Genomic DNA, 26,976 nt, shown 5'->3' with positions numbered 1-26,976 from the left:
TCAGGAAACCCATGACACCACTTCTCTTGCCTACCGCTGATACCGATGCCGAGTTCGCTCGCATCACCGCAGCACTTACCCGACGCGGTTTCCTCGGGGCCGGTGCCTTGGCGGGGATCGGATTGCTCACGGCCTGTGGAACCAGCTCCAGTGAATCGGCCGAGGGCTCGATGCGCACCATCAACACGGCCCTGGGGCAGGTGGAGGTTCCCACCAACCCGCAGCGAGTGGTCAGCGCCGATTACTACACGGGCCCCGCGATGTTCGACGCCGGATTCACGCCCGTCGGATTGCCGGTGGACTACGAGAACGCCGACGGTGTCCCGGAACCGTATGCGTCTGCCCTGCGGTCTCTTCCGAAGGTGGGACGCTGGTACGAGCCCAACGCCGAGGCGATAGCGGCTTTGTCTCCCGACTTGATCGTGATGACCAACCTCCTTTCGGAGAACAACCCGGATCTTTACGAGCAGATCCGGTCGATTGCACCGACCGCAGTTTTTGCCGAAGACGGCCAGTACGCGTGGAAGGAGCGCGCCCTCGGGGTCGCGGACGCACTCAACCAGAGTGCGAAGGTTCAAGAGTTGGCAGACCGGTACGAGGCGCGGATCGCGAAGTTCCGCAGCGACAATGCTGACGTGTTGAGCAAGGTGAAGGTCGTCTACACCACGTACTTCGAGGAGAGTGGTTTCTCGCTGTACTCGCCGACCAAGTATCAGACGACGGTCATCAGCGAGGCCGGGTTCCAGTTCAACGACCGCTCACTCGCAATTCCTGCCGGCAGCAACGAGTGGTTCCCGAAGGAGCAGTTGGAGCTACTCGACGAAGCCGACGTCATCATCACCAACAGTGGCAAGGGCCCCATCAACGAGAAGTTGGCGAACGACACCATCTTCCAGCGTCTGCGCGCCGTCAAGAACGATCAGGTGTACTCGTTCGACTACGAGGGCGTCGCGTCGTTCGGTTGGGCCCTGACGTTCCTCGAGCAGTTCCAGCCGATTGCTGAGGAGATCAGAGCCAAGCTCTGATCTCCTCAGCAATCAAGAGGAAGCCGGCGCCACCACGTCCAGCCTCGGTTGATGCTGGTCGGTGTATGCCCACGGGCGGATCTTCTCCAGTGCTTTGCCGATCCGGAACACGGTCGGTTCGTCGTACGTATGGCCGACGATCTGGACGCCCGTGGGAACGCCGTTGTGTGCGTGTCCACTGGGCACCGCCAGTACGGGGCACCGATTGGCGACGTTGAACGGCAACGTGAGAAGTGCTTCGGCGGTGGTGTTCACGTGCTGGCCCGCAACCGTGAGGCCGTCGAGCAAAGACTCGCCTGCCGGGAAGGCGATGGTGCCCGAAGTCGGGCAGATCAGCGCATCGAATGGAGCCATCGCCTCGGCGAGCTCTCGTTGCATCTGGGTTTCTTTGCGAAGGCCGTCCAGAAATGACATTTCTGCAGCGCCCTTCGACGTGATCGCGACGTTGTCGAGCGTGTAGTCGGCAAGAAGATCACCGTGGACGCGAGCAACTTCCGCGACGGATGCACCCATGATCGTTCCGAAATGGACTTTCACCGCTGCTGCCATCGAATCACGAGTCCACGGCAACTCGATCTCCTCGACGATCGCGCCGGCATCGACCAACGACTGTGCGAGAGCCCGGGTGTTCGCCTCGATGTCAGGCTCGATCGGGAAGTCGCCGAGCCGCACGCACAGGGCAATGCGCATTCCCTCGACCGTCGGGTACTCGTGTGGCAGCGTGATCGCCGGCCTCAGGGAAGAATGGTCACGCGGATCCGGCCCGATCAGAACGTTGGCCAAAAGAATTGCGTCGTCGACAGTTCGGGCCATCGGACCGTCGCCACGGTAGGAATCCATGGACAGCGGGGCGACCCCGGGAATGCGGCCGTACGACGCTTTGAGTCCGACGGTGCCGGTGAAGCCTGCCGGGCCCCGCGTCGACCCACCGATATCGGATGCTGTTGCCAGAGTGGTAGTTCCGGCAGCGAGTGCAGCGCCCGCACCTCCGGATGACCCGCCGGGGCTGTAATCGAGATTCCAGGGATTGCGAGTCACGCCCCATAGTGGAGAGTGCGTGAACGCCGCAACACAGAACTCCGGCGTCGTGGTGCGTGCGTGAATCAAGCCGCCTGCTGCCAGAACTCGATCGATCACCGGCGCGTTCTCGCGGGCGATGTTTCCGCGCGCCGCCAGCGAACCTTCGGTCAGAGACTTTCCGGCAATAGCGTGTTTTTCCTTGGCAGCTACCGGAATTCCCTCGAGCGGCCGCGGATCGGGTCCGTGGCCGAGATATCGGCTCTCAGCTTCCCGAGCGCCGGTCAGTGCCTCCTCGAACATCTCTTCGGTGAAGGCATTGATGTGAGGTTCGAACTTCTGGGTTCGGTCGACGACTGCTTGTAGCAGCTCGACCGGAGACAATTCTCGCGTGCGAAAGTGTGCAATAGCTTCGGTGGCGCTGAGGTAATGCAGGTCGTCTGACATGGCGTTATCTCCCTGGAGAAGTATGTGTAGGAATCACGCGCTTCGCGCAAGGGCGCCCAGTGCGGCCGCAGTCATAGCCGTGACACCTTCGGGTAGTGCCGCGGCCGGATCCGGCGCGAAGCGCGGTGAGTGATTCGAGGGTGTGCCGGGAGGAATCCGTCCCTCGGCGAGTGCGGCGAGAGCTCTTTCGTCGAAACTCCGAAGCGCCGTCCCGCCGAAATGCCAGAATACGGAGGGGCATTGGGCAGCAGTGCCGAAGACTCCGAAGTCCTCGCTGCCTGAAAGTGGTTGCGGCAGGGTGTGCATTCCCAATCCGGCCCGGCGTAGGTCGGTCATCACCGTGGACGTTGTGTCCGGAGTGTTGACCGTGGCCGGAAAGCCGTTGTACGCATGAACGTCCGGCGCTTCGGTGGCGCCTGCTCCGTCCGCTTCTGCGCGAGCGATCCGGCCTACAGATTCGAGCATGTGTTCTCGCGACGATGCGCTGAAAGTTCGCAGACTGAGTAGTAGTTCGGCGTCGTCGGCAATGATGTTCGCAGCTGTGCCGGCGTGCAATGCTCCCACCGTGAGCACCGGTGCTGTCGGGGTTGCCGCTTCATGAGCGACCAGACTTTGAATGCGCAGCGCGAAAGATGCTGCCATCAACAAGGGGTCGATGCACGCGTACGGCGAGGACGCATGTCCACCACGGCCGTGAAAAACCACTCGAATCGTGTCGGATGCTGCCATCAAGATGTCGGGTTTGCTGACCAGCATCCCAGCCGGAGTCGGACCCACGTGTTGTCCCAGGCAGAGGTCCGGTCGCGGGAAACGGTCGAAGATTCCGTCGTCGACCATCGCACGAGCGCCGGACCCGGTCTCCTCGGCAGGCTGGAAGACCGCGACAACAGTGCCGGTGATCGACGTCGGATCCGCGGAAAGTGCTGCGCACGTGGCAAGTAGCGCGGTGACGTGGACGTCGTGGCCACACGCATGCATGACGCCATCCGTCTTGGAGGCGTATGACAACCCGGTGTCTTCTGCGACCGGCAACGCGTCCATGTCGGCGCGTAGCAGGATCACCGGCCCGCTGCTCCCTTGGAGAACACCGACGACACCCGTGCCGCCGACTCCGATCGTGACGTCCCAGCCGCCGATCCGCCGAAGCTCTTCGGCAACAATTGCGGCAGTGCGAGTTTCGTTGCCGGACAACTCGGGGTGTGCGTGCAGGTCCCGGTACAGATCGAACCAGTGCGGCTCGACGGTTCGCAACCGCGACGGGTCTCCGAATTCAAGATTCGAAAGCAGTTGATTCATGGTCGATCTTCTTTCGGTTGGTGATGATCAGTTGGCGGTTTTCAGTTGCACCAGGTTCAGCATCTTTTCTCGGGTCTGCGGCGCTGCCATTACCGCGATGATCGCCACGACGGGCCCGAGCGCGAGCGATACGAACGCCGCTGACCAGGAGAGATGGTCCACGATGAATCCGAACACCAGCGGCGCGACAATCCCGGCGACCATGCCGCCGAAAATGATCATCGACGAGGCGGCTCCGACCACCGAAGAAGGCAGGCTACGAAGTGGGAGTGCAAAACACGGCATGAAAGCGAAAGAGGCAGCGGCAGATCCGAGGGTGACGAGAACGACGAACAAGGCCGTGTTGGAGGCGAAAGGAACTGAAACGAGCATCACGATGCACGCGAGCATGGACGGCACTACGACGATTCGGCTGTTGCCTGCCAGTCGATCCGAGATTCGGCCGCCGATGACGGTGGTCACGGCGGCCACCACGGTTGCCGGGATGAGAAGGAGGCTCGCACTCGAGAGGGCGATTCCACGTTCGTCATGGAGGTAGGACGGAACCCAGGACGACATCCCCCAGATCACGAAGTCGTAGCCGAAGAACATCAAGGCGAAGAGCCACATCGCGCGGGAGCGAAGTACGGTGCGCATGTTGTCCCAGGAGGAATCCGGACCGTGGTCGATCTCCGCCGGAAGTGCGGGCGGGAGCCACAACTTGATGCTGACGAGCGAGAGTACGCCGAGCGCCGCGACGGCCAGAAACATCCCGCGCCAGCCGATCAACGGGAGAAGAGCGGCCGCAACGACAATGGCGAGAAGCGTACCGACGGCGTTGGAACTGTTCATCCATCCGGTTGCGGTGGCACGTTGCTCCGGGATGCTGCGTTCGGCAACCAGCTTTACTGCGGCTGCCGGAAACACGCCCTGTGCGAGACCGAAGAGAAAGCGAACAACCAGAAGCGTCCCGAACGACCACGCAAGGGCAGTGAGGCCGGTGAAGACACTCCACGCCACCAACCCGATCAGAGCCATCCGGACTGCGCCGTATCGATCGGCGAGCAGTCCACCAGGCAGTTGGGCCAGTGTGTATGCAATGAAGAACGTGGAGATGATCAATCCACGCTGGGAGTAGTCGAGATCGAACTCCTCACCGAGCAAAGGGAGGGCGAGGTTGATCGCCAGCCGATCTATGTAGTCGATCGCGTAGGCGACGAACAGCAGCGCGACCGTGACTTTGGTGGAGCGAAGCACTGGGCCTCCAAGTGGTGAATCTGTGAAGTGATTCACATATCTTTGGCAAACAGGCAGGAATCACCGGCCAGAATGCAGTAATCCAGCAATACTTGGCAGATGAAGCCGGAATCCGACGCATTTGTGATCGCGGAATCTGATCTGGAGATCATCAATGCACTCCAACTCAACCCCCGCGCGTCGTGGACACAGTTGTCGTCGGTACTCGACATGGATTCGACGACGATCGCCCGCCGGTGGCGTCGCCTCGTCTCGAACGGTCATTCGTGGGTCAACGCGGTCGCAATCGGTCGAACCCACATATTCGGCTATCTCCTGATCAGGACCACTCAGGATGCGGTTGCCGACGTGGGGGAGCGGTTAAGTGAGCTGGCCTGCGCTTATCTGTTGGCCAGGACGGAAGGTGAGTACGAGTACTTCGTCGGAGTTGTGGCCGCCGACCAGAAGAGTTTGGACGCCTTGGTGTGTGAGCACCTTGCTGCCGATCCTGGAATCTTGTCGATCAGAAGCCGGGTCGGGGTGAAGGTGTACCGGGACGGCTTCAGTTGGGAGCCGGGCGCTCTGGGGCAAGCAGGTCGCGCTCAGCTGGCAACCGCTGCGGCGCCGGCAGATCCGACAGTGTTCCGTGAGTCCGACGGTGCCCTGTTGGAGGCGCTCGGCCGTGACGGACGTGCCAGCTATGCGCGTCTCGCCGCGATTTGTGGAACGAACGAGACTGCGATTCGACGGCGCTTGGCCCAGCTGACTGCATCGCGACAGTTGATTTTCCGCTGCGATGTCTCGCAACAGGCTGTCGGTTCACCGTTCGMAGTGATCTTCGATGTCGCTGTGGACGGTTCCACCGACGAACTCGGCAATCTTGTGTCGAGTTGGCCGGAGATCAGATTGTTGGTGGCGACTACCGGAACAGCGAACATGTTGATCAGCGTGTGGCTGAGCAGCCTCGCGCAGAGTCTTGTCGTCGAGGATCGACTCCGCCGAATCGGTAGTGTGCGGATCCTCGATCGACGTGTCTCGCTGTACCCGATGAAGCGGTTCGGGCAGCTACTCGGACCGAGCGGAGTGGCGGAAGGTCATGTCCCGGTCGCGATTTGGGGCGCCGGCGACGTTATTCGTTGAGCGTCAGTCGATCGGCGTCCGATTGTCGTCGACGAGGTGTGTATCGGAGTCGGTCGCACGGGAGCGCTTCCAGATCATCCGTGCCAGCGCACCCAGTACGGACACTGCCAGGACAACGCCACCGCCGATGATGCCGGCCGACGAGTCGGGGAAGATGCCCTCGAGCAGCAGCCAGACACCGAAGACGAAGAACAGCACCGCGGCGCCGATCTTGATGAATCCGTCCGGGAGGTGCTTGCCCAGTACCGAGCCGACGATGATGGCGAGAGCGTCGGCCGCCACCATGCCTACCGTCGACCCGATCCAGACGCCGATCCAGTCGTTGTCTGTCGCAAGGGTGATGGTGGCGAGCATGGTCTTGTCGCCGAGTTCTGCCAGGAAGAAGGCCGACGCGACGGCGATGAAGGCGGATCGCGTGACGCGACCGGCCTTGTTCTGCTCGTCGTCGGTGAGATCGTCACCGCGCAGGGTCCAGAGGCCGAAGATCAGGAACGCGATCCCGCCGACGATGGAAATTGCCGCGGTGGGGAGTGCGACGCCCAGGTAGTGGCCGACGGCGACCGAGACAAGGTGAACAAGGGTGGTGGCGACGGTGATTCCGCCGAGGACGACCCACCAGCGATATCGCAAGGCAAACGTCATTGCCATCAGTTGCGACTTGTCGCCGAGTTCCGCGACGAAGATGACGCCGAAACTCAAAAGTATTGCGGCAAGCAAGGTTTACTCCTCCGGTCGGTGTAGGTCGGAGGAAAAATGCGAGCCTCCGGCCTGGGCAGGCGCATAGTGCGCTTGTCCGGCCGAAGGTCTCGCCCACCGAGGCCACAGGACCTTCGGTTCGCCAGGCCGGGTGCTTCGCGATCCGCACCAGGCGGAACGCGTCGAACCAGTATGTCGACACAGGCGATTGGGGGCTACTCCCCTTCGTTGCTACCCACGTTAGCGCGGTCGGCTCGAATTGGCAAAGCGCACAGCAAGTTTGGGAGTCCGAACTTATCGCTTACCGCGGCCGTCACGAAGCGAGGAGCATGGCCAAAACAGCGGTGTCGGGATCGCTGATCAAATCGATGCCGACGCGGCTGATCATGGAGACGACCGTGCCGTCCGGCTCTGCCTCCACCCAGGCCGCACGATGCTCCAAGCCCAGGTAGGGAAGTCCTGGCAGTAGTACGCACCCCGACGCGCTTCCCTCGCATTCCGGCAGGCTGGGGGTAGTTTCCGACGGCGGGTGCAGCATGATCAGTGCCGGCGGCTGATGGTCGGAGAAACGGCCGGGTGTCAGTGCGAAATCGCCGAGCACCGGACCTTCGGCAACCACCAGACCGACAGTGCCGGGTTGCGGATCCTCGGGAACGTCCTCACGCACTCCGAAGACCGTCGTCGTCGGCAACAATCCCGGCATCGAGGCCACTCGGACAGCCAGGGCGAGAAGCTGCGCCCACTCCTGGGTGGTGTCCGGCCAGCGGCCGGAAATGACGAAACCCTGCAAAGACCCAGCGGCTTGGAACGGAGAAATGCCTATTGCTTCGTTTCTGTTCATTTCTGTTCCTCCCTCGGTGCTGGGGCAAATCTCGGTCTGACGCGCATGCGTCGGTCCGGCACACCTCGTTGGGTAATCGAAATATGCACCTATTCGGTACTGGCACACAAGACAGGGAGAGTGCCAGCCAGGTTTGCGCTGGTGAGAGCGGTGGTATGCGCAGGCATGACTCTGTCGAAGAACCGTTCTCGGCTCGAAGACCTGGCAACGCAGGCGTGGATCTTCGGGTATCCCCTGTTGATTGCGGCGGTATCGCGTGACGTCATGACGGCGACGCCGACCCCGGTGGCGATGAAAGCCCCGCTCAACCAGTTCGCTTATGCGCGTACGACGCCCGACGCGAGCTTCACCGATGTCGTCTCGCCGAACGCGGACACTCTCTACTCGTCGGGGTGGCTGGACGTCTCGACGGAACCGCAGGTGCTCTCGCTGCCGGACTTCGGCACCCGGTACTGGTTGGTCCCCATCCTCGACGCGTGGAGCGACGTCTTCACGGTGCCGGGATCTCGGACGGTAGGACGCACCGGGGGGCCGTACCTGGTGGCCGGACCGAATTGGAAAGGCAACGTGCCCAAGGGTTTGACGCTGCTGCGGTCTCCGACGGCGATGAATTGGATAGTCGCCCGCTACGCGACGTCAGGGGGAACGGACCTGGCCGAAGTGCACAGCCTGCAGGACCGGACGCGGCTCACACCACTGTCGGAATGGACGGGTGACCCGAAGGCCTACACGCCCGGAGAAGTTCCGGTGAACTCCGCTGTCGACACGCGCACACCGCCGGTGGACCAGGTGGCAGCAATGGACGGCGAGGCCTTTTTCACCACGCTCGACGCACTTCTCGACGACAATCCTCCGCGTCCGGAGGATACCGAGATGATGAAACAGCTGTCCGACATCGGAATCGGCTCCTCGCTGCCCTGGAAGTCGCGCCCGCAAGAGGTGCGTGATGCCCTCGACCGGGCTGCGCGGACCGGAATGGACGTGCTGAGCGAGATCGCCAAGGAGGCGGAAGGCAATCCGAAGAACGGCTGGACGATGCACCGCGGCTTGGGGCATTACGGGACTCATTACGCTCAGCGGGCTCTGATCGTCTGGCTCGGTTTCGGGGCCAACCTCGACGCAGATGCCGTGTACCCGCATGCCACCACCGACGTCGACGGTAAGCCTCTGACCGGTGAGAAGAAGTACGTACTTCATTTCGAGAAGGACGAGCTCCCGCCGGTCGAGGGATTTTGGTCGCTCACGATGATGAACGAGCGACAGTACTTCGTGGACAACCCGATCGATCGATATGCCATCGGCGATCGAAGTGATCTGGTGTTCGCCGACGACGGCTCGCTGGACATCTATCTCCAGCACGAGTCGCCTGGTGGCGAGAAGGAGCGGAACTGGCTGCCGGCTCCGTCCGGTGAATTCAACGTCTTTCTGCGCCTGTACTGGCCGAAGGCTGCAGTGCTTTCGGGATCGTGGACTGCGCCCGGTATTCGGGAAGCAAGTATTCGGGAAGCGGGCTGAAAGTCCCCTCGCTTCGCACCCGAAGAGCACAACTCGGTATCAGCCGCGCGTTTCGATGGGCGGAAAGGTCACGATAGCCATACGATCTGTCGGTATTGCCCTGTTTGAAAAGCTGTTGAATCGGTCAGAGACACCCGCTTGCTTCGGAGGCTACTGATGGTCACGCAGAATCCGTTCGTGCAGTACGGCAAAGAGATCTGGTGGATGATCCTGATCCGCGGAATCTTCGGCGTGATCTTCGGAATCATCGCGCTCGTGTGGCCGGGAATTACCGTGGTGGCCTTGGTTTTCCTGTTCGGTATCTACTCCATTGTCGACGGCTTGATCACGCTCGTTCGAGCCATCCGGGACCGCGAACACCTGAGTTCGTGGGGATGGTGGGTGTTCACCGGCGTCGTTTCGGTGGGAGCCGGTATCGTCGCGCTGGTCTGGCCAGGCATCACGGCGCTGGTACTTCTGTACATAATTGCCTTCTACGCCATCATGTTCGGAATCTTCGGAATTGTCGGCGCCTTCAAGATGAAAGCGCTGCCAGGATCCAGTTGGGGATGGCTGCTCGCCGCATCGGTGCTCGCGGTCATCTTCGGCATCATCCTTCTGATCGCACCAGGCGAAGGCATCATCAGCCTCATCTGGCTGTTGGGTTGGTACGCAATCTTGTTCGGCCTCTTCATGATCGTGGGCGCATTCCAGATCAGAAGCCGGGCAAAGGAAGCCGGTGTTCTCTAGGAAGGGCAAGCCGGCCGCCGCGGCTCCCGCTCCGATCCCCACGCTTTCCGGTAGCGAGAACTGGTCGATCCCGCGCGGTCTGATCGTCCTGCTCGGTCTCGCGGCCACCGTGGTTGCCGTCGGCGGAATGAAGGTGTTCGGCGGCATCCTCGGACCGGTATTCCTGGCACTCGTGCTGACGATTGCCGTTCAGCCCATTCAGGATTGGTCACAGCGACGAGGGTGGCCCAAGTGGGTCGGGATGCTCGGCTCACTGGTCACCGTGTACCTGATTCTGCTCGGGTTGGCGGCGTCGTTGATCGTGTCGACGGCCCAGTTGGCGACAATCCTGCCTCAATACTCCGAGGAGATGACCAACCTCCTCAACGAGGGCCGCGACAAGTTGGCCGACTTCGGAGTCAGCACCGAACAGATCCAAAGCACACTCAGCAGTATCGATCTCACGAAGGTCGTGGGCGTACTCGAAAGTGGGCTGGAGGGTCTGCTCGGCATTCTGTCGGATCTGGTGTTCATCCTCGCGCTGTTGCTGTTCATGGCTTTCGACGGCATGAGTATCCGCTCACGGTTGAATGTGCTGTCGGAGCAACGTCCCGAAATCTCCTACGCGCTCTCCACCTTTGCCGCCGGCACTCGCAAATACCTGGTCGTCTCGACGGTCTTCGGCCTCATCGTGGCGGTACTCGACGGTGGCGCGCTGTGGCTGATGGGCATTCAGCTGCCCGTCCTGTGGGCGTTGCTGTCCTTCATCACCAACTACATCCCCAACATCGGGTTTGTCATCGGCGTCATCCCACCGGCGCTCCTGGGACTCCTTCAGGGCGGGCCGTGGCTGATGCTGTGGGTGATCGTCGTCTACTCCGTCATCAACTTCGTGATCCAGTCCATCATCCAACCCAAGTTCGTCGGCGACGCCGTGGGGCTGTCGGTGACGATGACCTTCCTCTCGCTTGTCTTCTGGGCGTGGGTTCTCGGAGCACTCGGAGCATTGCTGGCGATTCCGCTCTCGTTGCTGGTGAAGGCCGTCCTGCTCGACATCGACCCGGCCACACGCTGGGCGGACATCCTGATCAGTGGTCCTCGAACCGAACCGGATGAAGACCCGAAAGAAGAAGCGAAACCGACCCCGGCGCCCACCTAGAACTTCTCAGTGTTTCTACAAGTTGTTGCTTTATCGTCTCGCCCATGAGCGCCGAGAACACCACCGAGAACTCCCACCGCCAGCCGTCACGCCTCGGTCGACGGCTGGCAGTGGGTGGTGTGGCCGCGATTGTCGCGGCTGCGGTGGCGGGGATCGGGTTCGTGATCTTCGCGGGCGGTGCCGATTCCTCGAACACCGTCGCGATCGTGAACGCCGACGCGGGAACCACGCTTGACGGCAAGGAACTTCGGGCCGGCGACACCCTGGTGGACACGTTGGGCAAGAACGAAGACTTCGACTTCCAGGTGGTCGACAACCCCGGCGGGAACTACTTCGCGACGTTGACGGTGCCGGAAGACTTCAGCGAAACCGTCGCGTCGATGTTCGGCACTGATCCCCGCCAAGCCAGTGTCGAACTGGCGGTGAATGGCTCGGACTCGGAGAAGTCCGCCGAGTTGACTCGGGCCGTATCGGCGCAGGTCGGCGCGGACGGAATCAAGGGTTTGCTGGCTCAGACTTCGGCCGCGCGGCGCTCGATCGATCAAAACCTCACCACCGCACAGATTCTGGTCGCCGGCACCAATGAGGCCGGAAAGTCCATCGATCAGGTGAAGGCAGGCGCAGGCACTCTGCTGCCGTATCTCGAGACCGCACGCTCGGGAGCGTTGGAGTTGATGAGCGTGGCGGACCAGGTATCCGGCGTGGTCGATCAGGCGTCGGGGTCGGCGGAAGAGCTGGCCACGCGCGCTGACTCACTGGGCCTGACGCTGGGGGAGGCGTCGTCGTCGACCGCGGAATTGAAGACACGGATCGACACGTTGCAAACTGCGTTGAACGGCCTTCCGATCCCGCCCGACGTGACAGCGCAACTGGCCGGTGTGAGTTCGGATCTCGGTGCGCTGAATGCGCAATTGGGCACCGTTCCGGCGTTGTTGGGTGGCTCGGTCGGACCCGATACGGAGCTCGGTGATCTAGTCCGCACCGCTGTCGGGCAGCTGCAAGGCGCGAGCGATCAACTGAGCAGTGCTGCCGGACAATTGAACGACGGACTCATCCCCATCGCCGATCAGGCACCGCAGATGCTCGGCGACGTGACCGATCAGATCACCCAGGGATTCACGACGCTGCAAGGGATCGCCAAGTCATTGGTCACGGGCCTCGACGGCGCAAAATCCGGCATTCCGGCGATGACCACTCCGCAGCAGGTTCAGTTGACCTCGGTGCTGTCGGATCCGGTGGCCGTGAATCAGACCAGCGCGAGCAGCGGTGACTCCGGAACTCGCACACTGGCATTGGTCTTCGGAGCCACGACGGTCCTGCTCGGTGGCGCTCTGGCTAACGGCGGCGCCTCTGGTGAGGCGCCGCCGTTCGCAAGAAGAGCTGTGACTAGACGATCAGACCTGCGGTCTGGGTACGTGCACGGTCGAAGCGGGCCGAAACGTCGTTCCAGTTGACGATGTTCCAGAATGCCTTGACGTAGTCGCCCTTGACGTTCTGGTAGTCGAGGTAGAAAGCGTGCTCCCACATGTCGAGGAGCAGCAGCGGCGTGAGGCCGATGGAGATGTTGCCCTGCTGATCGTAGAGCTGGACGATGATCAGACGCTGTCCGATCGAGTCCCACGCGAGGATGGACCAGCCGGAGCCCTGGATGGCGTTGGCGTTCGCGGAGAAGTGAGCGCGGAAGAGATCGAACGAACCGAAGTTGTCGTCGATCGCTGCGGCGAGCTCGCCTTCGGGCTTGTCGCCACCGTCAGCGCTGAGGTTGTTCCAGAAAACGGTGTGGTTGGTGTGGCCACCGAGGTGGAACGCCAGGTTCTTCTCGAGCAGGTTGGCCTGCGCTGCGATGGTGTCGTTCTCACGAGCCTCGGCCAGCTTCTCGAGTGCAGCGTTGGCGCCGGCAACGTAAGCCGCGTGGTGCTTGTCGTGATGCAGCTCCATGATCTTGCCCGAGATGTGCGGCTCGAGGGCTGCGTAGTCGTAGGGGAGTTCCGGCAGCGTGTAAACAGACACGAGGGTCCCTTCTTTGCGGGCTGGTGAGCCCTGGTGCTTTAGAGTGCGTCGATCACCGGTCACGGCGTGACGTCACTCGCGTATGTGCAAATCATTCTTCGGGTTTCCACCCAATAACATTCGTACACCGTCCGCAACAGTCCGGCTCAGGTAGTAATCACCAAAGAATAAAGTTTGGTTAACCGAACTTAGTTGGATCTAAGGGTAAGCTAATATGCGCAAATTCGTCGTAAAAGTGAACGGAACCTTAAACTTGCGCGATGCCCGCACCAGTTTTCCTCCCGGAATCACCAGAGGCGGCCGCGCCTCGGGTGAATCTTCCGGGCGCTGACCTGCTGCGAGCACTGGCGGTTGCCGCCGTGATCTACTCCCACATTTCTTTTTACGTCATCGACGATCTCGGCTCGGGTTGGTGGGTGATCGACGTCGTTTACGGCGTTCTGATCGAGCCCGCCGAACTCAACCAGCACCTCTCTTTTGTCGGCGTCGCGGTATTCATGATGCTGACCGGCGCTCTGGTGACGCGGTCCGCGATTCGTGACGGCCCCGGAAAGTTCTTGACCAACCGATTCAGCCGCCTGCTGCCTGCATTCTGGGTGGCAACCGCGATTGCCATTCTTCTGGTCCGCCTCGGAATCAACGGAATGTTCAGCGGTCAGGAAGGTATTTCCGATACCGAAGCGTTGATGAGCTTTTTTCTCGGCGGATTCTTTCTCAAGCCCGAGGTAGCGGTTCTCGGAGTGACCTGGACGCTCACCGTCCAGTTCCTCTTCTATCTCGCCTGCGTCGCGGCTCGACCGATATTGCGTCTGCGTCCAATCGTCATGCCGCTCGCCGGCGGAGCACTGTGCTCATTGGTGCTGCTCTACAACGTCTACGCGCCGTTGCCGTACACCGTGCCGATGCTGTCCAAGATCGCCGCGACGCTGCCGGCTGTCTTCCTCGGTCAGATCATGTACCTCGCGTGGGCCAAGCTCGCTCCCGGCCGCTGGCTGATCGTTGCCGTCCTCGTTCAGATGCACGTCATCATCGTGGCGACCCAGTTCCGCGTCTACTGGGCCGGCGAGCACTACCTGTGGACCATTTCGGTAGTCGCCGCAGCGGTAGTTCTCATCGGCCGCTACGACGGTGTCCCGACGCGCTGGTCGGTCGTGAAATGGCTTTCGACGCGCAGTTACATCATCTATCTCGTGCACACCCTGATCCTGTACCGCGTTGTCGAGAACACCGTTTTGTACGTCGGACCGACGCTGGCGTTCGCGCTGTTCCTTCTGGCAACGGCCGCGGTAGCAGAAATCGGCTACCGGTGGGTGGAGCTGCCCGGCGCCCGCGCGGTCACGGCGTGGCGAAACAGCCGCTCACGCGTAGCATCGAAGCATGAGCTGGTACGACGACATTCTGGGACGAGCGTCCGCAAAATCCACGCTGATCGCGCCTGAGGACGCCCTGCCCGGGCGAGAGCAGAAAATGCCGGTACCTACCGCGCACTACGTCAACGGGCATCCGTTGACGCCGCCGTTTCCGGCCGAACTGCAGACCGTCGTCGTCGGGATGGGTTGTTTCTGGGGCGCCGAGAAGGAGTTCTGGCAGCTTCCCGGTGTGTACACAACCGCTGCGGGTTATGCGGGAGGCTTCACCCCCAACCCGACGTACGAAGAAACGTGCTCCGGACGTACGGGTCACACCGAAGTGGTGCTGGTGGTCTTCGATCCCGCAGTGATCTCCTACGAGCAGATCCTGGCGCACTTCTGGGAGAACCACGATCCGACGCAGGGGATGCGTCAGGGTAACGACCAGGGCTCGCAGTACCGTTCGGCGATCTTCACGACGTCCGCCGAGCAGGAAGAAATCGCTCATGCGTCGGCCGTCGCTTTCGGTGAACGACTTGCCGAAGCCGGATACGGCGCGATCACCACCGAAATCGGTCCGCTGCGCGACTTCTTCTACGCGGAGGATTACCACCAGCAGTATTTGGCGAAGAACCCCGGCGGCTACTGCCCGGTGCATGCCACCGGCGTCAGTTGCCCGGTCGGATTGCTCCGTCAGGATCAGGTTCCGGCGCAGACGGACATCCTTCCGCCGAGTGAATAACTGGACAGGTGTTGGAGGACACATGTGATTCAGCTCGTTAACACTTGCAACTAGATCGAAACAAAGGGAATCTCGATGTAAGAGTGTGTCGTCGAGAGAACTGAGCTAATAATGTCAGGTAGTACGCGAGGAACTGCGTCGCTGCTCCGACGCACCATTCATGTAGGCCACGATCCGATGGTTCGCCGCAGTGATCGGATCGAAGGATTCATGTCCTTCGGTCTGATCATTTTCGCGATTCTTCTGCTGCCTCTCGCGGTATGGGCAGGGGCTGCGACGGCTTCGAGCCAGAACGCACTGATCGCCAAACAATCCGCCGAACTACACAGCATTTCGGCGACGACGACTGCAGACTCGACGCAGACCACCCCCTCGACAGCCGATTACATTGCACCGACCACCGAAATGGCCAGCGCGCAATGGAACTGGAACGGCGAGGTTCACACGGGTGATGTCACTGTCGACTCGGCGACGCCCGTCGGCACCGAGGTCCCCATCTACGTCAACGATCACGGCGACAAGACCGTAGCTCCGATCACGCAGAGTGCTGCCGACGTCGCAGCCGTGGTCACCGGGGTTTTCACCTGGTTCAGCGTGATGTCCCTGTTGGTCATCGCGTTCATGCTGGTGCGGGTCTTTCTCGATCGTTCCCGCTCGGCCCAGTGGGACCGAGACCTACGCGCGTTCCTCGACGCGAACGCGCTGTAGATCCCGGACCTTTCCTCACTGCAGTTGGGGCATGACCTCGCTTGCGACGAGTTCGAGATGATCCAGATCGGCCAGATCGAGAGTCTGCAGATACACGCGCTGTGAACCGGCCTCGGCGAAAGTGCCGATCTTGTCGACCAGCTCCGAAGGTGTTCCGGCCAGACCGTTCTCACGTAGCTCGTCCACGTCGCGTCCGATCGCTTCGGCGCGCTTCTTGATCTCCGCCTCGTCGCGGCCGCAGCACAGGACGAGAGCGTTGGAGTACACCAATTCGTTCGGATCGCGCTCGTGCTCGACGCAAGCCTGACGAACCCGCGCAAAGATGTCCTTTGTTTCCGCGAGGGACTTGAACGGGATGTTGAACTCGTTCGCGAACCGAGCGGCGAGTGCCGGAGTCTTCTTCTTGCCCGTGCCACCGATCAGGATCGGCGGACCGTCGACCTGGTGCGGTTTGGGAAGCGCGGGAGAGTTCTTGATCTGCACGTGCTTACCGTCGTAGTCGAACGTGTCGCCGACCGGCGTACGCCACAGGCCGGTCACTACGTCGAGAGTTTCCTCGAGCAGTTCGAAGCGATCCTTGAGCGCCGGGAACGGGATGCCGTACGCCTGGTGCTCTTCCTCGTACCAGCCGGCACCGATGCCGAGGTCTACGCGGCCACCACTCATCTGATCGACCTGTGCGACCGAGATGGCCAGCGGTCCGGCGTGACGGAACGTAGCCGACGTCACCAGAGTGCCGAGGCGGATGGTGGATGTTTCGCGGGCGATTCCGGCGAGCGTGATCCACGCGTCGGTGGGCCCGGGAAGGCCGTCGGAATTCATGGCGAGATAGTGGTCCGAGCGGAAAAATGCGCCGTAGCCGAGTTTTTCGGCGGTCTGGGCAACAGTCAGTAGTTGTTCGTAGGTAGCGCCCTGCTGGGGTTCGGTGAATATACGCAGCTCCATGACTTCTACTCTGCCACTATTTTGCGGAGGTCGGGACGACGGCACCGACTTGTCCGGCGCCGAAACACAGCGTCAGTCCCGGCGTCGTCGGCGTGATCTTCACACTGTTTCCGTGGCCTACCAGGCGCACGAATGCCGAGTGCAAACCCTGCGTCACGGGTACCGATACTGCGTCGCCGGACTCCAACGCAACATCGATCGTTCCGTCGGTGCTCGCGAGGTAATTGAGCTGCACCGTCCATTCCCAGCCGGCCAGGGGGCCGTCGAGGGGGAATTCGGTCGGGCCTTCGGCGCGGGTGCCGCAGTTCGGTGCCGCTCCTTCGGGAATCCTTCTCGTCCAGGTCACTTCGGCATCGACAATCCGTCCGCTGTCGTCGATGGTGCGCAGAATCGGAGTGCTGGAAGAGAATTCGGGGCGATCAGGCAGTGGCGCGAGAACATTGCTTGCCAAATTGTTCGGAAAGGCGACGGGAAGGAGCACTTCGATCGCGACGGGTTGCTCGAGCAGTGGAGCATCCTGATTCTGTGACAACGACATTCGCGCGTTGGCGAGGTAGTCGCGAGTCGGGTTCTCGCGCCAGATGTCGACGAACGTGACGGTCGAGACGAGCGAACTGACCACGAAGAGCGCCGACAGGCCGGCGGCGACTGCGACGGGTATTCGGGCCGGACGTCGCCGGGGCGCGGCGAGAATCAGAGCGGCGGCGAGGGCGAACACCGTCGCCGAATCCGTGAAGTAACGCAAGGTCTGCGCCAACTCGTACGTGGTGTCGGCGTCGGATCGAGTGGCGGTCATCGCCACGACGGAGGCCAGGAAGTACAGCGCCGCGGCGGCCCAGATCCAGGCAGCGCCGCGTCGGGCACGCACGGTCATCACGACCGTCGTCAGCAGCGCGGCCCAGGCTGCGGCCACCAAGACCGTCGGCGGATCGGCCCAGGCGGGGCTGGGGATCCACCGCTCCCAGCGCCAGGGGCCGCCGAGAAGGGTGGGAAGCATCCCCAAAGACGTGCCGTGATGCAGCAGTTCGGTGGACATGGAACGGCCGTTGCCGGTGATCGGAGATTCGACAGTTGTCAGATACACCGGAATCCAGATCGCGAGCACGGCGGCGCAGGCCGTCCACAGGCGTCGGCACTTCGTGACCGCACTTCGTATCGGCGTTCCTTCACCTTGTGTGCGCAAGTACAGCACCAGAAAAGCGAGTGCTACGAACGGAACGAGCACTGCCTTCTCGAAGAACAGCAGAGAGACGACAAAAACCGCGGTGCCCGAGAACACGTAGCGCACATGTCCGGTGCGGTACAGCTTGATCGCGTCGCCGCATGCCCAGGCAAGCGCGATCTGAAGCGGCAAGGCGTTGAGTGCGGCCGCCCACCACGAGAACGACGGAAGGGTCAGCGGGACGAAGAGATACAGGATCAGCGGAATCAACAGCGCCGGTCGCCAACCAAGGACCAACCGAAGAGTGCGCAGAAGCGCCAACGACGCCGCGGCCTGGCCGATGACGAGCAGCGTTGCCGACAGCGCCCAGTTGTACGGCGCGATGCGGGTGATCAACCCGGTGAAGAAGAAGGCCGCGGGCATGAAGTGACCGTCGTGGTCGTAGAGCAGGAGTTCGCTCGAGAAGAGAGGGAAGCGTCCTCCGCGGCCCATCAGGATGAGGTCGTCCCAGTAGAAGTAATTGCTCGCGGCAACCCAGGCGCGAATGACGAGCTGACATCCGATCAACACGAACGCGAGCTGCGCGACCCGTTTCGGGGTGAACGTCAGAGTTGGCTCGGGCTGTGGAGAAGTCATCGACGGACATGCTTCCAGGTGTGTCAAAAACCGACTTCCCGCAAAAAAGGGATAACGGTCTTTTCTGTCTTTTCGGGAGCAATTTCTGAATGGATTGTGAACTTTGCCGGGATAAATGACGCCGACGCCCAAAAGTTCACTGACCTGCGGTGTCAAATTCATCCTCGAGCCTGTGCATCGTTCGCTAACACCTGTCAGCAAATTCTCAGGGTCTTGCCCGTGACCTGTGGATAAAGCCCGATTCATTCATCCAGAACTGTGGATGAACCTGTGGAAACTGTGGATAACTCGAGTTTTTAAGTGGCGGAGGTCACATTATTCGAACAATGCAGGTGAACGCGGTGGAGGTTCGATCACAAATCGGGAGTGAATCCATTTGCTGCCGTTACCGATACGGCGTGACAGAATCGAAGTTGTGAGTGTCGTTCAGGTCTGCGCCCGGTGCGCCGCACGCTGGCCCGTAGTCGGCGGCCCCACGCAGTGGTGCCCGCGCTGCAGCGGCGTCCTGCTGATCCCCACCCGCACCGAGATCTACCAACCACCCAACCGTCGAGGCTTCCGCTGGATCGCGCGCTCACCGTCCGACCCACGCGGCGTGGGGGACGCACCAGTGCGTCGTAGCCTCGCCACTCCGCGCTACGACGCCGTCCCGCAGTGGGGACTCCAGGACATCGTCGACACCTCACCGGTGCCGCCCTCGCGAGCGGACCGGATGGCCGACCGAGTCGGGCCGTTGCTGACACTCGCGACAATCCTCTACGGACTCGCTGTGTTCGCCGAACTGGGCAGGTACGCGATCCTGGTGCGTAACCGCACCACGCTGATCCCGCAGTGGCTTCTCACGGTCTCCGACGCCGCCGTGTACTTCACTCAGTTGGGTGGACTGCTGATCTCGGTCTTCGCGGCTGTCGCCGGTGTGTGCTGGCTGCTTCGTCGGCGTCGTGAACACTTCGCAGGTGGCTGTGAATCCGATCCGCGCACAGCGTCGGAAGTTGTCGTCGGCTGCGCTGTGCCGATCCTCAACCTCGTGATGCCGGCCGTTTATCTCTTCGAGTTGGTCCGCCGCGATCCGCGCGGAACTCTGCTGGTGAAGATCTGGTGGGGCTTCTGGGGATTCAGCGCTCTGCTGCTGGTGGTCAACGCGTACTGGCGATCACGCCCGGGGATTCAGGCAATGGCCGACGGGGTTCTGCTGAACGCGTTCATCGCATTGGTCGCAGCCGTCACCGCGGCGTTGACGCTCGTCGTGATCCGACGGATCGAGCGCAAGAGTTGGCGCGGCGAACCCGAATCGGAAACTCGATGGGTGCCAGTGCCGCGCTCGGTGTTGGAAGAGAAGACGGAGTTGGACGAGAAGGAGACCGCTGCCCTGTGAGCCCAGATCGTCGAGGTCCACTCGTCGTTGCGCACCGAGGTGCGTCGGCTGCGCGGCCGGAGCACACCCTCGCCGCCTACGAACTGGCCCTCGAGGAGGGTGCCGACGGGCTCGAATGCGACGTCCGCCTCACCCGCGACGGGCACCTGGTCTGCGTTCACGACCGCAAGGTCGATCGCACCTCCAGTGGCACGGGGATCGTCAGCGAGATGACGCTCGATTCGCTGAACGCTCTGGACTACGGGTCGACGAGCGAACCGGCCGAACTGCTGACTCTCTCCGACCTCATCACCCTCGCCCTGGATTTCGCGCGCCCGGTGAAGCTGTTCATCGAAACCAAGCACCCAGTGCGATTCGGCGGCCTGGTCGAAGCAAAACTTCTCGCGGAACTGCACCGCTTCGGGATCGCGTCGCCGCCGTCGGCCGATCACTCTCGCGCTGTGGTCATGTCTTTCTCGGCTACTGCGGTTTGGCGAGTGCGTCGTTCGGCACCGCTGCTGCCGACGGTCCTGCTCGGTGACGCGTCGCGATACCTCGGCGGTGGTGCGTCGACGGCTGTCGGCGCCACGGCGATCGGGCCGTCGATCAAGGCGCTGCGCGAACATCCCGATCTGGTCGATCGGGCTGCCGCTGCGGGTCGCGCGACGTACTGCTGGACCGTCGACGACAAGGCGGATGTGGACCTGTGTCGTGAGCTCGGGGTCAGTTGGGTGGCCACCAACCATCCCGGGCGCACGAAGCAATGGCTGGGCAGCGTGTAGATTTTGCCCTCGTGGCCAAGAAGAGCAAAAGAAACAGTGGACCGAAGCAGGGCAGCGCACGCGCAGAGAAGCTGGCGGCACGCCAAGCAGAGCGTGAAGCCGCTGCCGGCGCAGTGAACCGCCCGTTCGAGGGCCTTGCCGCCGAGTGCGATCTGGTCGCGCTGCGCGAATTCGTTCCGTCCGCCACGGCTCCGTTGCCGGTCATCGGCTCCGACCGTCCCGTCACGTTGGCGACGGTCCTCCCCGGCGCTGTTGCCGCCCTCGTCCGCGACGAGGGCGAGACGGCCACCGGATTTGTCGGTGTCCAGGTTCAGGCGCACTCTGCCGACCTCGGCGCAGACCTCGCCGCTTCGGTGAACTGGATCAAGGACGCGGCCCCCGGCGACGCGCTTTCTGCCGCGAACCCCGATTCCGAGACACCCGCCGTCACCGAGGTTGTCGATCCCTCGGCTCTGCTCGACATCACGGTGCACCAGAACTTCAACTGGTGGATTCCGGAAGGCGTCGAAACCGATCCTGAGGTTGCCGCCACCGTGCAGCACGCCAACTCGGCGATCATGCCCTCTGCACGCCTCGAAGGCGACGGCCTCGTTGCCGCGTGGTGGGTCGACGCCGGCGAGAAGGCGCACCTGCGTTGGGTTCGCCCCGAGAGCGAAGACGACCTGATGCTCGCGTTGGCGCGCGTGCACGCGACCGGTGGACTGCACCTGGGTGAGGGCTCGCGCTACGCAGGCTCGTTCCGCACCCACGGCCTGTTGGTCCCCGTCTTCGACCTCGACCGCGAAAAGCATGCAAACGAGTGGGTAGCGGCAACCGTCGAGCTCGGTGAGCGTCTTGCCGAGGCTCTGGCTGTCGATGCTCCGCTGAACTCGGCCGAGCTGCGCTCGCGCGACGGCCTGCGCGGACGCCAGGTCACGCTGCGCTGATTTTTTCGCCAGAACTATAGGCGTTACGCAAAGTTACGGTTAATGTTGGCGGCATGACTTTGTCGCACGACATCTCCGGTAGCGGTCCCACGCTTGTGCTCGTCCATGGCATCGTCCATCGACGGCAGGCGTGGGATTCGCTTTTGGACCAGCTGACGCCGTATCGCCGTGTGGTCACGGTCGACCTGCCAGGTCACGGAGAGTCCGTGCTGCCCGAACTCGGTCCGGACGTCATGGGACAGCTGATCGACGACGTCAGTGAGTTCGTCAAGGAAGTGACTCCGGCGGGGGAGCGCGCCCACGTCGCCGGAAACTCACTCGGCGGATGGATTGCACTCTCGCTGGCCGCGCGCGGAGACGTCGCGTCGGCGACAGCTCTTTCGCCGGCCGGGTTCTTTGTCAATCACCTCGATCAGGTGCGGGCGATCAACACGTTCCGTGCACTGCGCGGCACGGCCAAGCTCATGGGCGATGGTCTGCCACGTGCATTGCGGTACAAGCTGATTCGCTATCCGGCGCTCGCCGCGTTCTTCGCTCATCCGAGTCATGTCGGTTATGCGGCGGCGTTGGCCGACTGCCGTTCGCTCGTGTCCAACGAACTCGTCGATCTCGGTCTCGAGATGGACTTCGTGTTGCCGCCCATCGTGGATCCCACTGTGCCGGTGACGGTTGCGTGGGGTCGACGCGATCTCATTCTGCCCGTGTACCAAGCGCAGCGCGTGAAAAAGCCGTTCCCGCAGGCGAAGTTGATGGTTTTGCCCGGACTGGGGCACGTACCGATGACAGATGCCCCCGAGCTGATCAGTTCGATCCTGCTGGCAGGAAGCGAACCGTTCGGCTCGAGGGCAAAATCCGTGAGTGCTGCAGGCTAGATGGTTCCGCCTGCTGCGTTCGGCGCACCGGTGGTGTCACCGACGGTGCTCATCTCGCGGGACACGAAGTCTTCGAGGTCGAACAGGTTGGCGCCTGCGCGGTCCGCGATGGTGAGAAGTGTTGTCATGCTGGCAACTTCCTCGACCTGCTCCTTGAGGAACCACTGCATGAACTGCTCGCCGAGGTAGTCGCCTTCTTCGCGGGCAGTGCTCGCGAGCTGGACGATCTGCTCGGTGACCGTCTTCTCCTGCGTCAGCGCGAGAGCGATGGGCTCACGGGCATCCTTGAAGTCGGCCTTCGCGGCGTCGACGCCGGTGAGTTCGACGTTGATGTCGCGATCGAGGAAATACTGAACGATCATCATGGCGTGGTTACGCTCTTCCACAGCCTGCTTGTAGAAGTGCTTTGCCAGCTGTGGCAGGTCCGCATTGTCGAAGTAAACCGCTGTCGCGATGTACTGATGCGAAGCGTTGAACTCGTTGCGAATCTGGTCTCGGAGTAGTGCGTGGAATTTGGTCATGTGAGTCTCCCCAGAAGTCATGAATTCCAAGATAGTGCAGGTCAGAGGCCCTGTCATCCCAGTCTGACCTTATTGTGGTAAGCGTTCCCAAACTAAAGAAGACCTAATTTCTTTTCGAATTCGGTGCGGTTATCCATTGGCCCGAAAGCGAATGTTTCATTTAGGAATGTCCTTTTCACCAGGCGAGTTCCGTGCATTTACCGTCACTTCCCTGGAGTTCCACCTGCACGGTGGCGTGCTCCAGGTCGAATACCTCGGCCAGCAAGGTTTGGGTGGCCGCGAGCACCGTAGTGGGATCGGCGTCACTGGCCGCGGTGACGTGAACGGAAGCAACTTCCATCCCCGAGGTGAGTGTCCAGACGTGCAGATCGTGCGCGTCGACGACTCCCGGGAGTGTGTTGATCTTCTCGAGTATCGAGGTGACGTCGATGCGATCGGGAGCCTGCTGGAGCAAGATGCGGACGGCATGGCGGCCCAGGTTGAAGGCGCGCGGCAAGACGAAAAGGCCGATGGCGACGCCGATGACGGGGTCGGCGTAGCGCCAACCGAAAGCGAGCGTGACCAAGCCGCTGACGAGGACGCCGATGGACCCGATCATGTCCGCCATGACTTCGAGGTAGGCGCCGCGGATGTTGATGCTTTCCTTCGCGCCGCTGCGGAGCATCAGGAAGGCGATGACGTTCATCGCCAAACCGACGACGGCGACTATCGCGACGGGGAGGCCCGGAACCTCGGGCGGATCCGAGAATCGGCTGGCAGCCTCGTAGAGCACCCACCCGGCGACTGCGAAGAGCAGGATCGCATTGGCCAGTGCCGCAAACACTTCCGTGCGGTACATGCCGAAAGTGCGATCCGGGCGCCGTGCTGCGCGCTGTGCGACGAGGATCGCGGCGAGCGCCATGAAGATGCCGAAGATGTCGGTGAACACGTGCGCCGAGTCCGAAAGCAGCGCCAGCGACGAGGTGAAGAAGCCGACCGTCACCTGCAGCACGAACGTCACCAACCCGAGGCCGGCGGCGATCCACAGTTTGTTGACATGCTTGCCGCTGTTGCTGGTCGCAGCCTCGGCGGGAGAGATTCCGTGCCCGTGTCCGTGTGACATCGAAGGTCCTTTCGTCGACGTCAGCCTAGACACATATGCATATATGCGCAATAGTGCATGTCTTAAAAACTATGCAACATAGTTGTAAGGTGGCGGCGTAGACCTTCATTTGTCATCGACGCGAGGACCGAGAAGTGGGAAGACATCGAAAATCCGAGCCGATCAGACCCGGCGGGCGCATGGCCGCGGTTTCCGTGGCGACGGGTGCAATCCTGGCGTCCGGCACTTCCATCGGGCACGCATCGCCGCTTCCAGTTGCAGCGGAAGGTCCAGCGCTGGTGTCGGTGCCGGAGATACTCGACCTTGTTCGGACGACGGATCTTGCCGGGATAGCCGAACAACTCGGTAAGACGAGACAACTCGAAGCCGAACGGGCGGCGTTGGCGTACGAGGCAGAAAAGCCGCTGGTGATGGCCCCCGTCAGCGGGACGATGACGTCCAACTTCGGTCCACGCTGGGGAACAACCCATTACGGTCTCGACATCGCAAACTCGATCGGTACGCCCATCGTCTCGGCGACCGACGGTGTTGTGCTCGAATCCGGTCCCGCCGCGGGATTCGGGCTCTGGGTCCGCATCCAGCAGGACGACGGGACCGTCGGCGTCTACGGGCACATCAACGAGGCGCTCGTGGTTGCCGGTCAGAAGGTGCGGGCGGGTGAACTGATCGCGACCGTCGGCAATCGTGGACAATCGACGGGACCGCACCTGCACTACGAGGTGTGGCAATCTGACGGGCAGAAGACGGATCCGCTCGCGTATCTGAATTCCCGGGGCGTGTCGTTCGGGGAGAAGGCCGCGAGCGGCTGAAGTTCTGTCACGACGCGATGGAGGAGCAATGCAGGGGCTGGGCGGACTCGAAGCCGAGGTCATGGATGTGCTCTGGCAGTCCGACGACGCGCTCTCGGTCAAGGATCTGGTCGAGATCTTGGGTGAGCGTCGACAACTCGCGTACACCACCATCCTGACCGTCGTGACTCATCTCTACGACAAGGGCTGGGTGAGTCGTGAGAAGAAGAGTCGCGCCTACTTCTATCGGCCGAGTCGCAGCCGTGAAGAGGCCACATCCAGGGCACTGCGCGAATTGTTGGACAGCAGTTCCGATTCCGCTGCCGTGCTGTTGCACTTCGCGAAGACAATGACGGACGCTGAGAACGAGGCCCTGCGCCGAGGACTTTCCGGGGAAGGCGCGCAATGACACTGGCCTTGCCGATGCTTCTCGGTGCGGTATTCGTCGGATTTTTGGTTCCGAGAGCGTTACGGGCCGTTTCCTCGACGTTGTCACCGACGGTGATGCTCGCGGCGTGGCTCGGCAGTATGGCGTCGGCTCTGTATCTCGCTCTCTCCGCGGTCTTGGTTCTGGTGTGGCCGAGCCACGCGCCGGTCGAGGGGCTGGTCGACGGTATCGCTCGGTGTTTCAGCGCCTTCGCGCACGGCACGAGTTCATGGGTGGGTGAACTGATCACCGGTACAGCCGTTGGTGTGGTGGGTTTGATCGCTGTTCGGATCGTGCTGGCCGGCCGCAAACAGGCACGTGAGCACGCGAGAGTCCGAGATTTCCATCGTGATGTTCTCTCGATCGTCGCGCGCCGCGACAACTCGGAGTCCGACGTGTTGTGGTTGGATCATCCGCTGCCGATGGCCTACAGTGTCGCCGGAAAGCCTGGATTTGTTGTTGCGACACAAGGCTTGTCATCCGCTCTTACCGGGGGCGAGCGTGACGCGGTCCTCGCGCACGAGCGTGCGCACCTGAGCGGCGGTCATCACCGAATCGTCGGTGCCTGTGAAGTCTTGGCCGCTGTTCTGCCGGGAGTGCCGTTGTTCGCGGCGGCACCTGCTGCCGTCGGCGCGATCGTGGAACTGTCGGCGGACCGGCACGCCGCTCGCGTCACCAGCCCGGCTGCAGTGCGTTCCGCCCTTGCCGTGGTGTCGAAATCGCCGCTGCCTCAGCCGGACTGGAGCTTGGGCGATCGGGGCGGCGCGACCGCAGTGCGATTGCGTTCCCTGGTCGACGGCGACGTGGCGTCGCCTCGGCGACTGACCTGCGCGGTTGCGGCGTGCGTGCCGGCGGCCATCACGACGGCCGTTGCCGCAGCCGTGACGGTGGCCGTCTCCGCCGGTATCTGCGCTGTTCTGACCTGATCATTGCTCCAAGGCTGAGTCGATCTGGGCTTTCAGATCTTCGTAGCTCGGCATCTGGGCCAGCTTCACGTCGTTGAGGAACAGCGTCGGGGTGCCCTGGACGCCAAGGCGTTTGCCCTCGTTGAAGTCGCGCTCGACCCGCTCGCGGACGCCGCGGCTGCTGAGGTCGGATTCGAATCGGGTCATGTCCAGGCCGAGATCTTGTGCGTAGGAGCGAAACAGTGCCTCCTGCGATTCGGCGGATTCACCCCACTGCGACTGAGTCTCGTACATCCGTTGATACATCTCGACGAACTTGCCCTGGCGAGATGCGGATTCGACGACCTGCGCCGCGAGAGTGCTGTTGGTGTGACTCGGAATCGGAAAGTATCTGATGCCGAATGTGATTCGATCCTCGTACTCGGCTCTGATTCGCTCCATCGTCGGGTACAGCGCGAGGCAGGCCTCACATTCGAAGTCGAGGAACTCGACAAGATTCACTTTGTCGTCAGCGGCCGAGGTCAATCGGTACGCGTCGTCGGTCAGGACGGCGGTGGATTGTGCTGCCCGATCGGTGCTCTCGTTGTCCGCCCTGATCGGATCGACGGTGATGAACGTGATCAGTGCTACCGCGAACAACGCGATCAGGGCGGCGGATATCTTCATGCTTCTGGACACTGCTGTGTAC

General features: G+C 62.1%; 27 protein-coding genes. 16 read left to right on the top strand and 11 right to left on the bottom strand.

Annotated features, from left to right (window positions below; translation table 11 throughout):
* Positions 1 to 11 precede the first annotated feature (11 nt).
* On the top strand, positions 12 to 1,025 hold the full coding sequence (locus AC1DWA_RS06990; protein ID WP_477846182.1) for an ABC transporter substrate-binding protein: 1,014 nt from the start codon (positions 12 to 14) through the stop codon (positions 1,023 to 1,025).
* A gap of 12 nt (positions 1,026 to 1,037) precedes the next feature.
* On the opposite strand, the gene AC1DWA_RS06985 is transcribed toward AC1DWA_RS06990, so the two are convergent.
* The 3 genes from AC1DWA_RS06985 to AC1DWA_RS06975 are packed head-to-tail and all read right to left on the bottom strand — an operon-like array spanning position 1,038 to position 5,021.
* On the bottom strand, positions 1,038 to 2,489 hold the full coding sequence (locus AC1DWA_RS06985; protein ID WP_477846181.1) for an amidase: 1,452 nt from the start codon (positions 2,487 to 2,489) through the stop codon (positions 1,038 to 1,040).
* Between the two features lie 33 nt (positions 2,490 to 2,522).
* A complete protein-coding gene (locus AC1DWA_RS06980) occupies positions 2,523 to 3,785 on the bottom strand; it encodes an amidohydrolase (RefSeq protein ID WP_477846180.1) in 1,263 nt (420 codons plus the stop codon).
* Between the two features lie 27 nt (positions 3,786 to 3,812).
* Positions 3,813 to 5,021 (bottom strand): MFS transporter, encoded by a 1,209-nt coding sequence (locus AC1DWA_RS06975; protein WP_020968083.1) that lies wholly within the window; start codon positions 5,019 to 5,021, stop codon positions 3,813 to 3,815.
* Between the two features lie 99 nt (positions 5,022 to 5,120).
* Between AC1DWA_RS06975 and AC1DWA_RS06970 the strand changes: the two genes are divergently transcribed.
* Entirely contained in the window at positions 5,121 to 6,140 is a 1,020-nt protein-coding gene (locus AC1DWA_RS06970) for an Lrp/AsnC family transcriptional regulator (protein WP_477916540.1), read from the top strand.
* Between the two features lie 3 nt (positions 6,141 to 6,143).
* Here the strand turns inward: AC1DWA_RS06970 and AC1DWA_RS06965 are convergent, their stop codons facing one another.
* The gene (locus AC1DWA_RS06965) at positions 6,144 to 6,857 is read right to left on the bottom strand and encodes a TMEM165/GDT1 family protein (RefSeq protein ID WP_019746358.1); all 714 of its coding nucleotides are present in this window, start codon (positions 6,855 to 6,857) and stop codon (positions 6,144 to 6,146) included.
* 292 nt (positions 6,858 to 7,149) lie between these two features.
* On the bottom strand, positions 7,150 to 7,677 hold the full coding sequence (locus AC1DWA_RS06960; RefSeq protein ID WP_019746359.1) for a hypothetical protein: 528 nt from the start codon (positions 7,675 to 7,677) through the stop codon (positions 7,150 to 7,152).
* Positions 7,678 to 7,842: 165 nt separating this feature from the next.
* Between AC1DWA_RS06960 and AC1DWA_RS06955 the strand changes: the two genes are divergently transcribed.
* From AC1DWA_RS06955 to AC1DWA_RS06940, 4 genes are all read left to right on the top strand, one after another.
* The gene (locus AC1DWA_RS06955) at positions 7,843 to 9,192 is read left to right on the top strand and encodes a DUF1254 domain-containing protein (protein WP_019746360.1); all 1,350 of its coding nucleotides are present in this window, start codon (positions 7,843 to 7,845) and stop codon (positions 9,190 to 9,192) included.
* A 156-nt stretch (positions 9,193 to 9,348) separates the two neighbouring features.
* Positions 9,349 to 9,921: an HdeD family acid-resistance protein gene (locus AC1DWA_RS06950; RefSeq protein ID WP_019746361.1), complete on the top strand. Its 573-nt coding sequence runs from the start codon at positions 9,349 to 9,351 to the stop codon at positions 9,919 to 9,921.
* Complete coding sequence (locus AC1DWA_RS06945) at positions 9,911 to 11,059, top strand: AI-2E family transporter (protein WP_019746362.1); 1,149 nt, start codon at positions 9,911 to 9,913, stop codon at positions 11,057 to 11,059. Before AC1DWA_RS06950 ends, AC1DWA_RS06945 begins: the two co-directional genes overlap by 11 nt.
* 44 nt (positions 11,060 to 11,103) lie before the next feature.
* A complete protein-coding gene (locus tag AC1DWA_RS06940) occupies positions 11,104 to 12,513 on the top strand; it encodes a YhgE/Pip domain-containing protein (protein WP_477916538.1) in 1,410 nt (469 codons plus the stop codon).
* Here AC1DWA_RS06940 and AC1DWA_RS06935 read toward each other — a convergent pair.
* Complete coding sequence (locus AC1DWA_RS06935; RefSeq protein ID WP_003944189.1) at positions 12,446 to 13,069, bottom strand: superoxide dismutase; 624 nt, start codon at positions 13,067 to 13,069, stop codon at positions 12,446 to 12,448. The genes AC1DWA_RS06940 and AC1DWA_RS06935 overlap by 68 nt on opposite strands.
* Positions 13,070 to 13,329: 260 nt before the next feature.
* Between AC1DWA_RS06935 and AC1DWA_RS06930 the strand changes: the two genes are divergently transcribed.
* The 3 genes from AC1DWA_RS06930 (at position 13,330) to AC1DWA_RS06920 (ending at position 15,868) form a co-directional block, all read left to right on the top strand.
* The gene (locus AC1DWA_RS06930) at positions 13,330 to 14,508 is read left to right on the top strand and encodes an acyltransferase family protein (protein ID WP_020968085.1); all 1,179 of its coding nucleotides are present in this window, start codon (positions 13,330 to 13,332) and stop codon (positions 14,506 to 14,508) included.
* The gene (gene msrA, locus AC1DWA_RS06925; protein WP_020905733.1) at positions 14,447 to 15,160 is read left to right on the top strand and encodes a peptide-methionine (S)-S-oxide reductase MsrA; all 714 of its coding nucleotides are present in this window, start codon (positions 14,447 to 14,449) and stop codon (positions 15,158 to 15,160) included. The genes AC1DWA_RS06930 and msrA overlap by 62 nt, the downstream gene beginning before the upstream one ends.
* A 111-nt stretch (positions 15,161 to 15,271) precedes the next feature.
* Positions 15,272 to 15,868 (top strand): Rv1733c family protein, encoded by a 597-nt coding sequence (locus AC1DWA_RS06920; RefSeq protein WP_223257952.1) that lies wholly within the window; start codon positions 15,272 to 15,274, stop codon positions 15,866 to 15,868.
* A 15-nt stretch (positions 15,869 to 15,883) separates the two neighbouring features.
* Here AC1DWA_RS06920 and AC1DWA_RS06915 read toward each other — a convergent pair whose 3' ends face one another.
* Complete coding sequence (locus AC1DWA_RS06915; RefSeq protein ID WP_070384785.1) at positions 15,884 to 16,813, bottom strand: LLM class F420-dependent oxidoreductase; 930 nt, start codon at positions 16,811 to 16,813, stop codon at positions 15,884 to 15,886.
* 16 nt (positions 16,814 to 16,829) lie between these two features.
* Positions 16,830 to 18,611, bottom strand: coding sequence for a hypothetical protein (locus AC1DWA_RS06910; RefSeq protein ID WP_020905736.1), 1,782 nt, complete (start codon positions 18,609 to 18,611; stop codon positions 16,830 to 16,832).
* Between the two features lie 415 nt (positions 18,612 to 19,026).
* Between AC1DWA_RS06910 and AC1DWA_RS06905 the strand changes: the two genes are divergently transcribed.
* From AC1DWA_RS06905 to AC1DWA_RS06890, 4 genes are read left to right on the top strand one after another with little or no spacing between them, the layout of a single operon-like run.
* Positions 19,027 to 19,986 (top strand): DUF4328 domain-containing protein, encoded by a 960-nt coding sequence (locus AC1DWA_RS06905; RefSeq protein ID WP_477846178.1) that lies wholly within the window; start codon positions 19,027 to 19,029, stop codon positions 19,984 to 19,986.
* Positions 19,983 to 20,747 carry a glycerophosphodiester phosphodiesterase gene (locus AC1DWA_RS06900; protein ID WP_019746370.1) on the top strand — a complete coding sequence of 255 codons (765 nt, stop codon included), beginning with the start codon at positions 19,983 to 19,985 and terminating at the stop codon, positions 20,745 to 20,747. Before AC1DWA_RS06905 ends, AC1DWA_RS06900 begins: the two co-directional genes overlap by 4 nt.
* A gap of 11 nt (positions 20,748 to 20,758) precedes the next feature.
* Positions 20,759 to 21,673: a DUF5926 family protein gene (locus tag AC1DWA_RS06895; RefSeq protein ID WP_024487903.1), complete on the top strand. Its 915-nt coding sequence runs from the start codon at positions 20,759 to 20,761 to the stop codon at positions 21,671 to 21,673.
* Between the two features lie 53 nt (positions 21,674 to 21,726).
* Positions 21,727 to 22,545, top strand: a complete 819-nt coding sequence (locus AC1DWA_RS06890; RefSeq protein WP_020905739.1) for an alpha/beta fold hydrolase — start codon at positions 21,727 to 21,729, stop codon at positions 22,543 to 22,545.
* Here AC1DWA_RS06890 and AC1DWA_RS06885 read toward each other — a convergent pair.
* The gene (locus AC1DWA_RS06885) at positions 22,542 to 23,087 is read right to left on the bottom strand and encodes a ferritin (RefSeq protein ID WP_024487904.1); all 546 of its coding nucleotides are present in this window, start codon (positions 23,085 to 23,087) and stop codon (positions 22,542 to 22,544) included. The genes AC1DWA_RS06890 and AC1DWA_RS06885 overlap by 4 nt on opposite strands.
* A gap of 154 nt (positions 23,088 to 23,241) precedes the next feature.
* The gene (locus AC1DWA_RS06880) at positions 23,242 to 24,168 is read right to left on the bottom strand and encodes a cation diffusion facilitator family transporter (protein ID WP_029254183.1); all 927 of its coding nucleotides are present in this window, start codon (positions 24,166 to 24,168) and stop codon (positions 23,242 to 23,244) included.
* 179 nt (positions 24,169 to 24,347) lie between these two features.
* On the opposite strand from AC1DWA_RS06880, the gene AC1DWA_RS06875 reads away from it, so the two are divergent.
* Genes AC1DWA_RS06875 through AC1DWA_RS06865 form a run of 3 tightly spaced genes read left to right on the top strand, consistent with a single transcriptional unit; the run spans position 24,348 to position 26,309 of the window.
* Entirely contained in the window at positions 24,348 to 24,977 is a 630-nt protein-coding gene (locus tag AC1DWA_RS06875; protein ID WP_477846177.1) for a M23 family metallopeptidase, read from the top strand.
* Positions 24,978 to 25,005: 28 nt separating this feature from the next.
* On the top strand, positions 25,006 to 25,365 hold the full coding sequence (locus tag AC1DWA_RS06870) for a BlaI/MecI/CopY family transcriptional regulator (protein ID WP_019746375.1): 360 nt from the start codon (positions 25,006 to 25,008) through the stop codon (positions 25,363 to 25,365).
* On the top strand, positions 25,362 to 26,309 hold the full coding sequence (locus AC1DWA_RS06865) for a M56 family metallopeptidase (protein WP_477846176.1): 948 nt from the start codon (positions 25,362 to 25,364) through the stop codon (positions 26,307 to 26,309). Before AC1DWA_RS06870 ends, AC1DWA_RS06865 begins: the two co-directional genes overlap by 4 nt.
* On the opposite strand, the gene AC1DWA_RS06860 is transcribed toward AC1DWA_RS06865, so the two are convergent.
* On the bottom strand, positions 26,310 to 26,954 hold the full coding sequence (locus AC1DWA_RS06860) for a DsbA family protein (protein ID WP_021342427.1): 645 nt from the start codon (positions 26,952 to 26,954) through the stop codon (positions 26,310 to 26,312).
* Between the last annotated feature and the right edge of the window lie 22 nt (positions 26,955 to 26,976).

Source organism: Rhodococcus sp. P4_F3_2, from assembly GCF_056401335.1.
The sequence above is the reverse complement of the archived record's forward strand: the minus strand, read 5'-3'. Positions and strand labels throughout refer to the sequence as shown.

Bases quoted from the DNA above. Each gene is read 5' to 3' on its own strand.
- AC1DWA_RS06990 (WP_477846182.1), top strand. From the start codon at position 12: ATGACACCACTTCTCTTGCCTACCGCTGATACCGATGCCGAGTTCGCT.
- AC1DWA_RS06985 (WP_477846181.1), bottom strand. From the start codon at position 2,489: ATGTCAGACGACCTGCATTACCTCAGCGCCACCGAAGCTATTGCACAC.
- AC1DWA_RS06980 (WP_477846180.1), bottom strand. From the start codon at position 3,785: ATGAATCAACTGCTTTCGAATCTTGAATTCGGAGACCCGTCGCGGTTG.
- AC1DWA_RS06960 (WP_019746359.1), bottom strand. From the start codon at position 7,677: ATGAACAGAAACGAAGCAATAGGCATTTCTCCGTTCCAAGCCGCTGGG.
- AC1DWA_RS06955 (WP_019746360.1), top strand. From the start codon at position 7,843: ATGACTCTGTCGAAGAACCGTTCTCGGCTCGAAGACCTGGCAACGCAG.
- AC1DWA_RS06950 (WP_019746361.1), top strand. From the start codon at position 9,349: ATGGTCACGCAGAATCCGTTCGTGCAGTACGGCAAAGAGATCTGGTGG.
- AC1DWA_RS06940 (WP_477916538.1), top strand. From the start codon at position 11,104: ATGAGCGCCGAGAACACCACCGAGAACTCCCACCGCCAGCCGTCACGC.
- AC1DWA_RS06930 (WP_020968085.1), top strand. From the start codon at position 13,330: ATGCCCGCACCAGTTTTCCTCCCGGAATCACCAGAGGCGGCCGCGCCT.
- msrA (WP_020905733.1), top strand. From the start codon at position 14,447: ATGAGCTGGTACGACGACATTCTGGGACGAGCGTCCGCAAAATCCACG.
- AC1DWA_RS06920 (WP_223257952.1), top strand. From the start codon at position 15,272: ATGTCAGGTAGTACGCGAGGAACTGCGTCGCTGCTCCGACGCACCATT.
- AC1DWA_RS06915 (WP_070384785.1), bottom strand. From the start codon at position 16,813: ATGGAGCTGCGTATATTCACCGAACCCCAGCAGGGCGCTACCTACGAA.
- AC1DWA_RS06910 (WP_020905736.1), bottom strand. From the start codon at position 18,611: ATGACTTCTCCACAGCCCGAGCCAACTCTGACGTTCACCCCGAAACGG.
- AC1DWA_RS06890 (WP_020905739.1), top strand. From the start codon at position 21,727: ATGACTTTGTCGCACGACATCTCCGGTAGCGGTCCCACGCTTGTGCTC.
- AC1DWA_RS06885 (WP_024487904.1), bottom strand. From the start codon at position 23,087: ATGACTTCTGGGGAGACTCACATGACCAAATTCCACGCACTACTCCGA.
- AC1DWA_RS06880 (WP_029254183.1), bottom strand. From the start codon at position 24,168: ATGTCACACGGACACGGGCACGGAATCTCTCCCGCCGAGGCTGCGACC.
- AC1DWA_RS06875 (WP_477846177.1), top strand. From the start codon at position 24,348: ATGGCCGCGGTTTCCGTGGCGACGGGTGCAATCCTGGCGTCCGGCACT.
- AC1DWA_RS06870 (WP_019746375.1), top strand. From the start codon at position 25,006: ATGCAGGGGCTGGGCGGACTCGAAGCCGAGGTCATGGATGTGCTCTGG.
- AC1DWA_RS06865 (WP_477846176.1), top strand. From the start codon at position 25,362: ATGACACTGGCCTTGCCGATGCTTCTCGGTGCGGTATTCGTCGGATTT.
- AC1DWA_RS06860 (WP_021342427.1), bottom strand. From the start codon at position 26,954: ATGAAGATATCCGCCGCCCTGATCGCGTTGTTCGCGGTAGCACTGATC.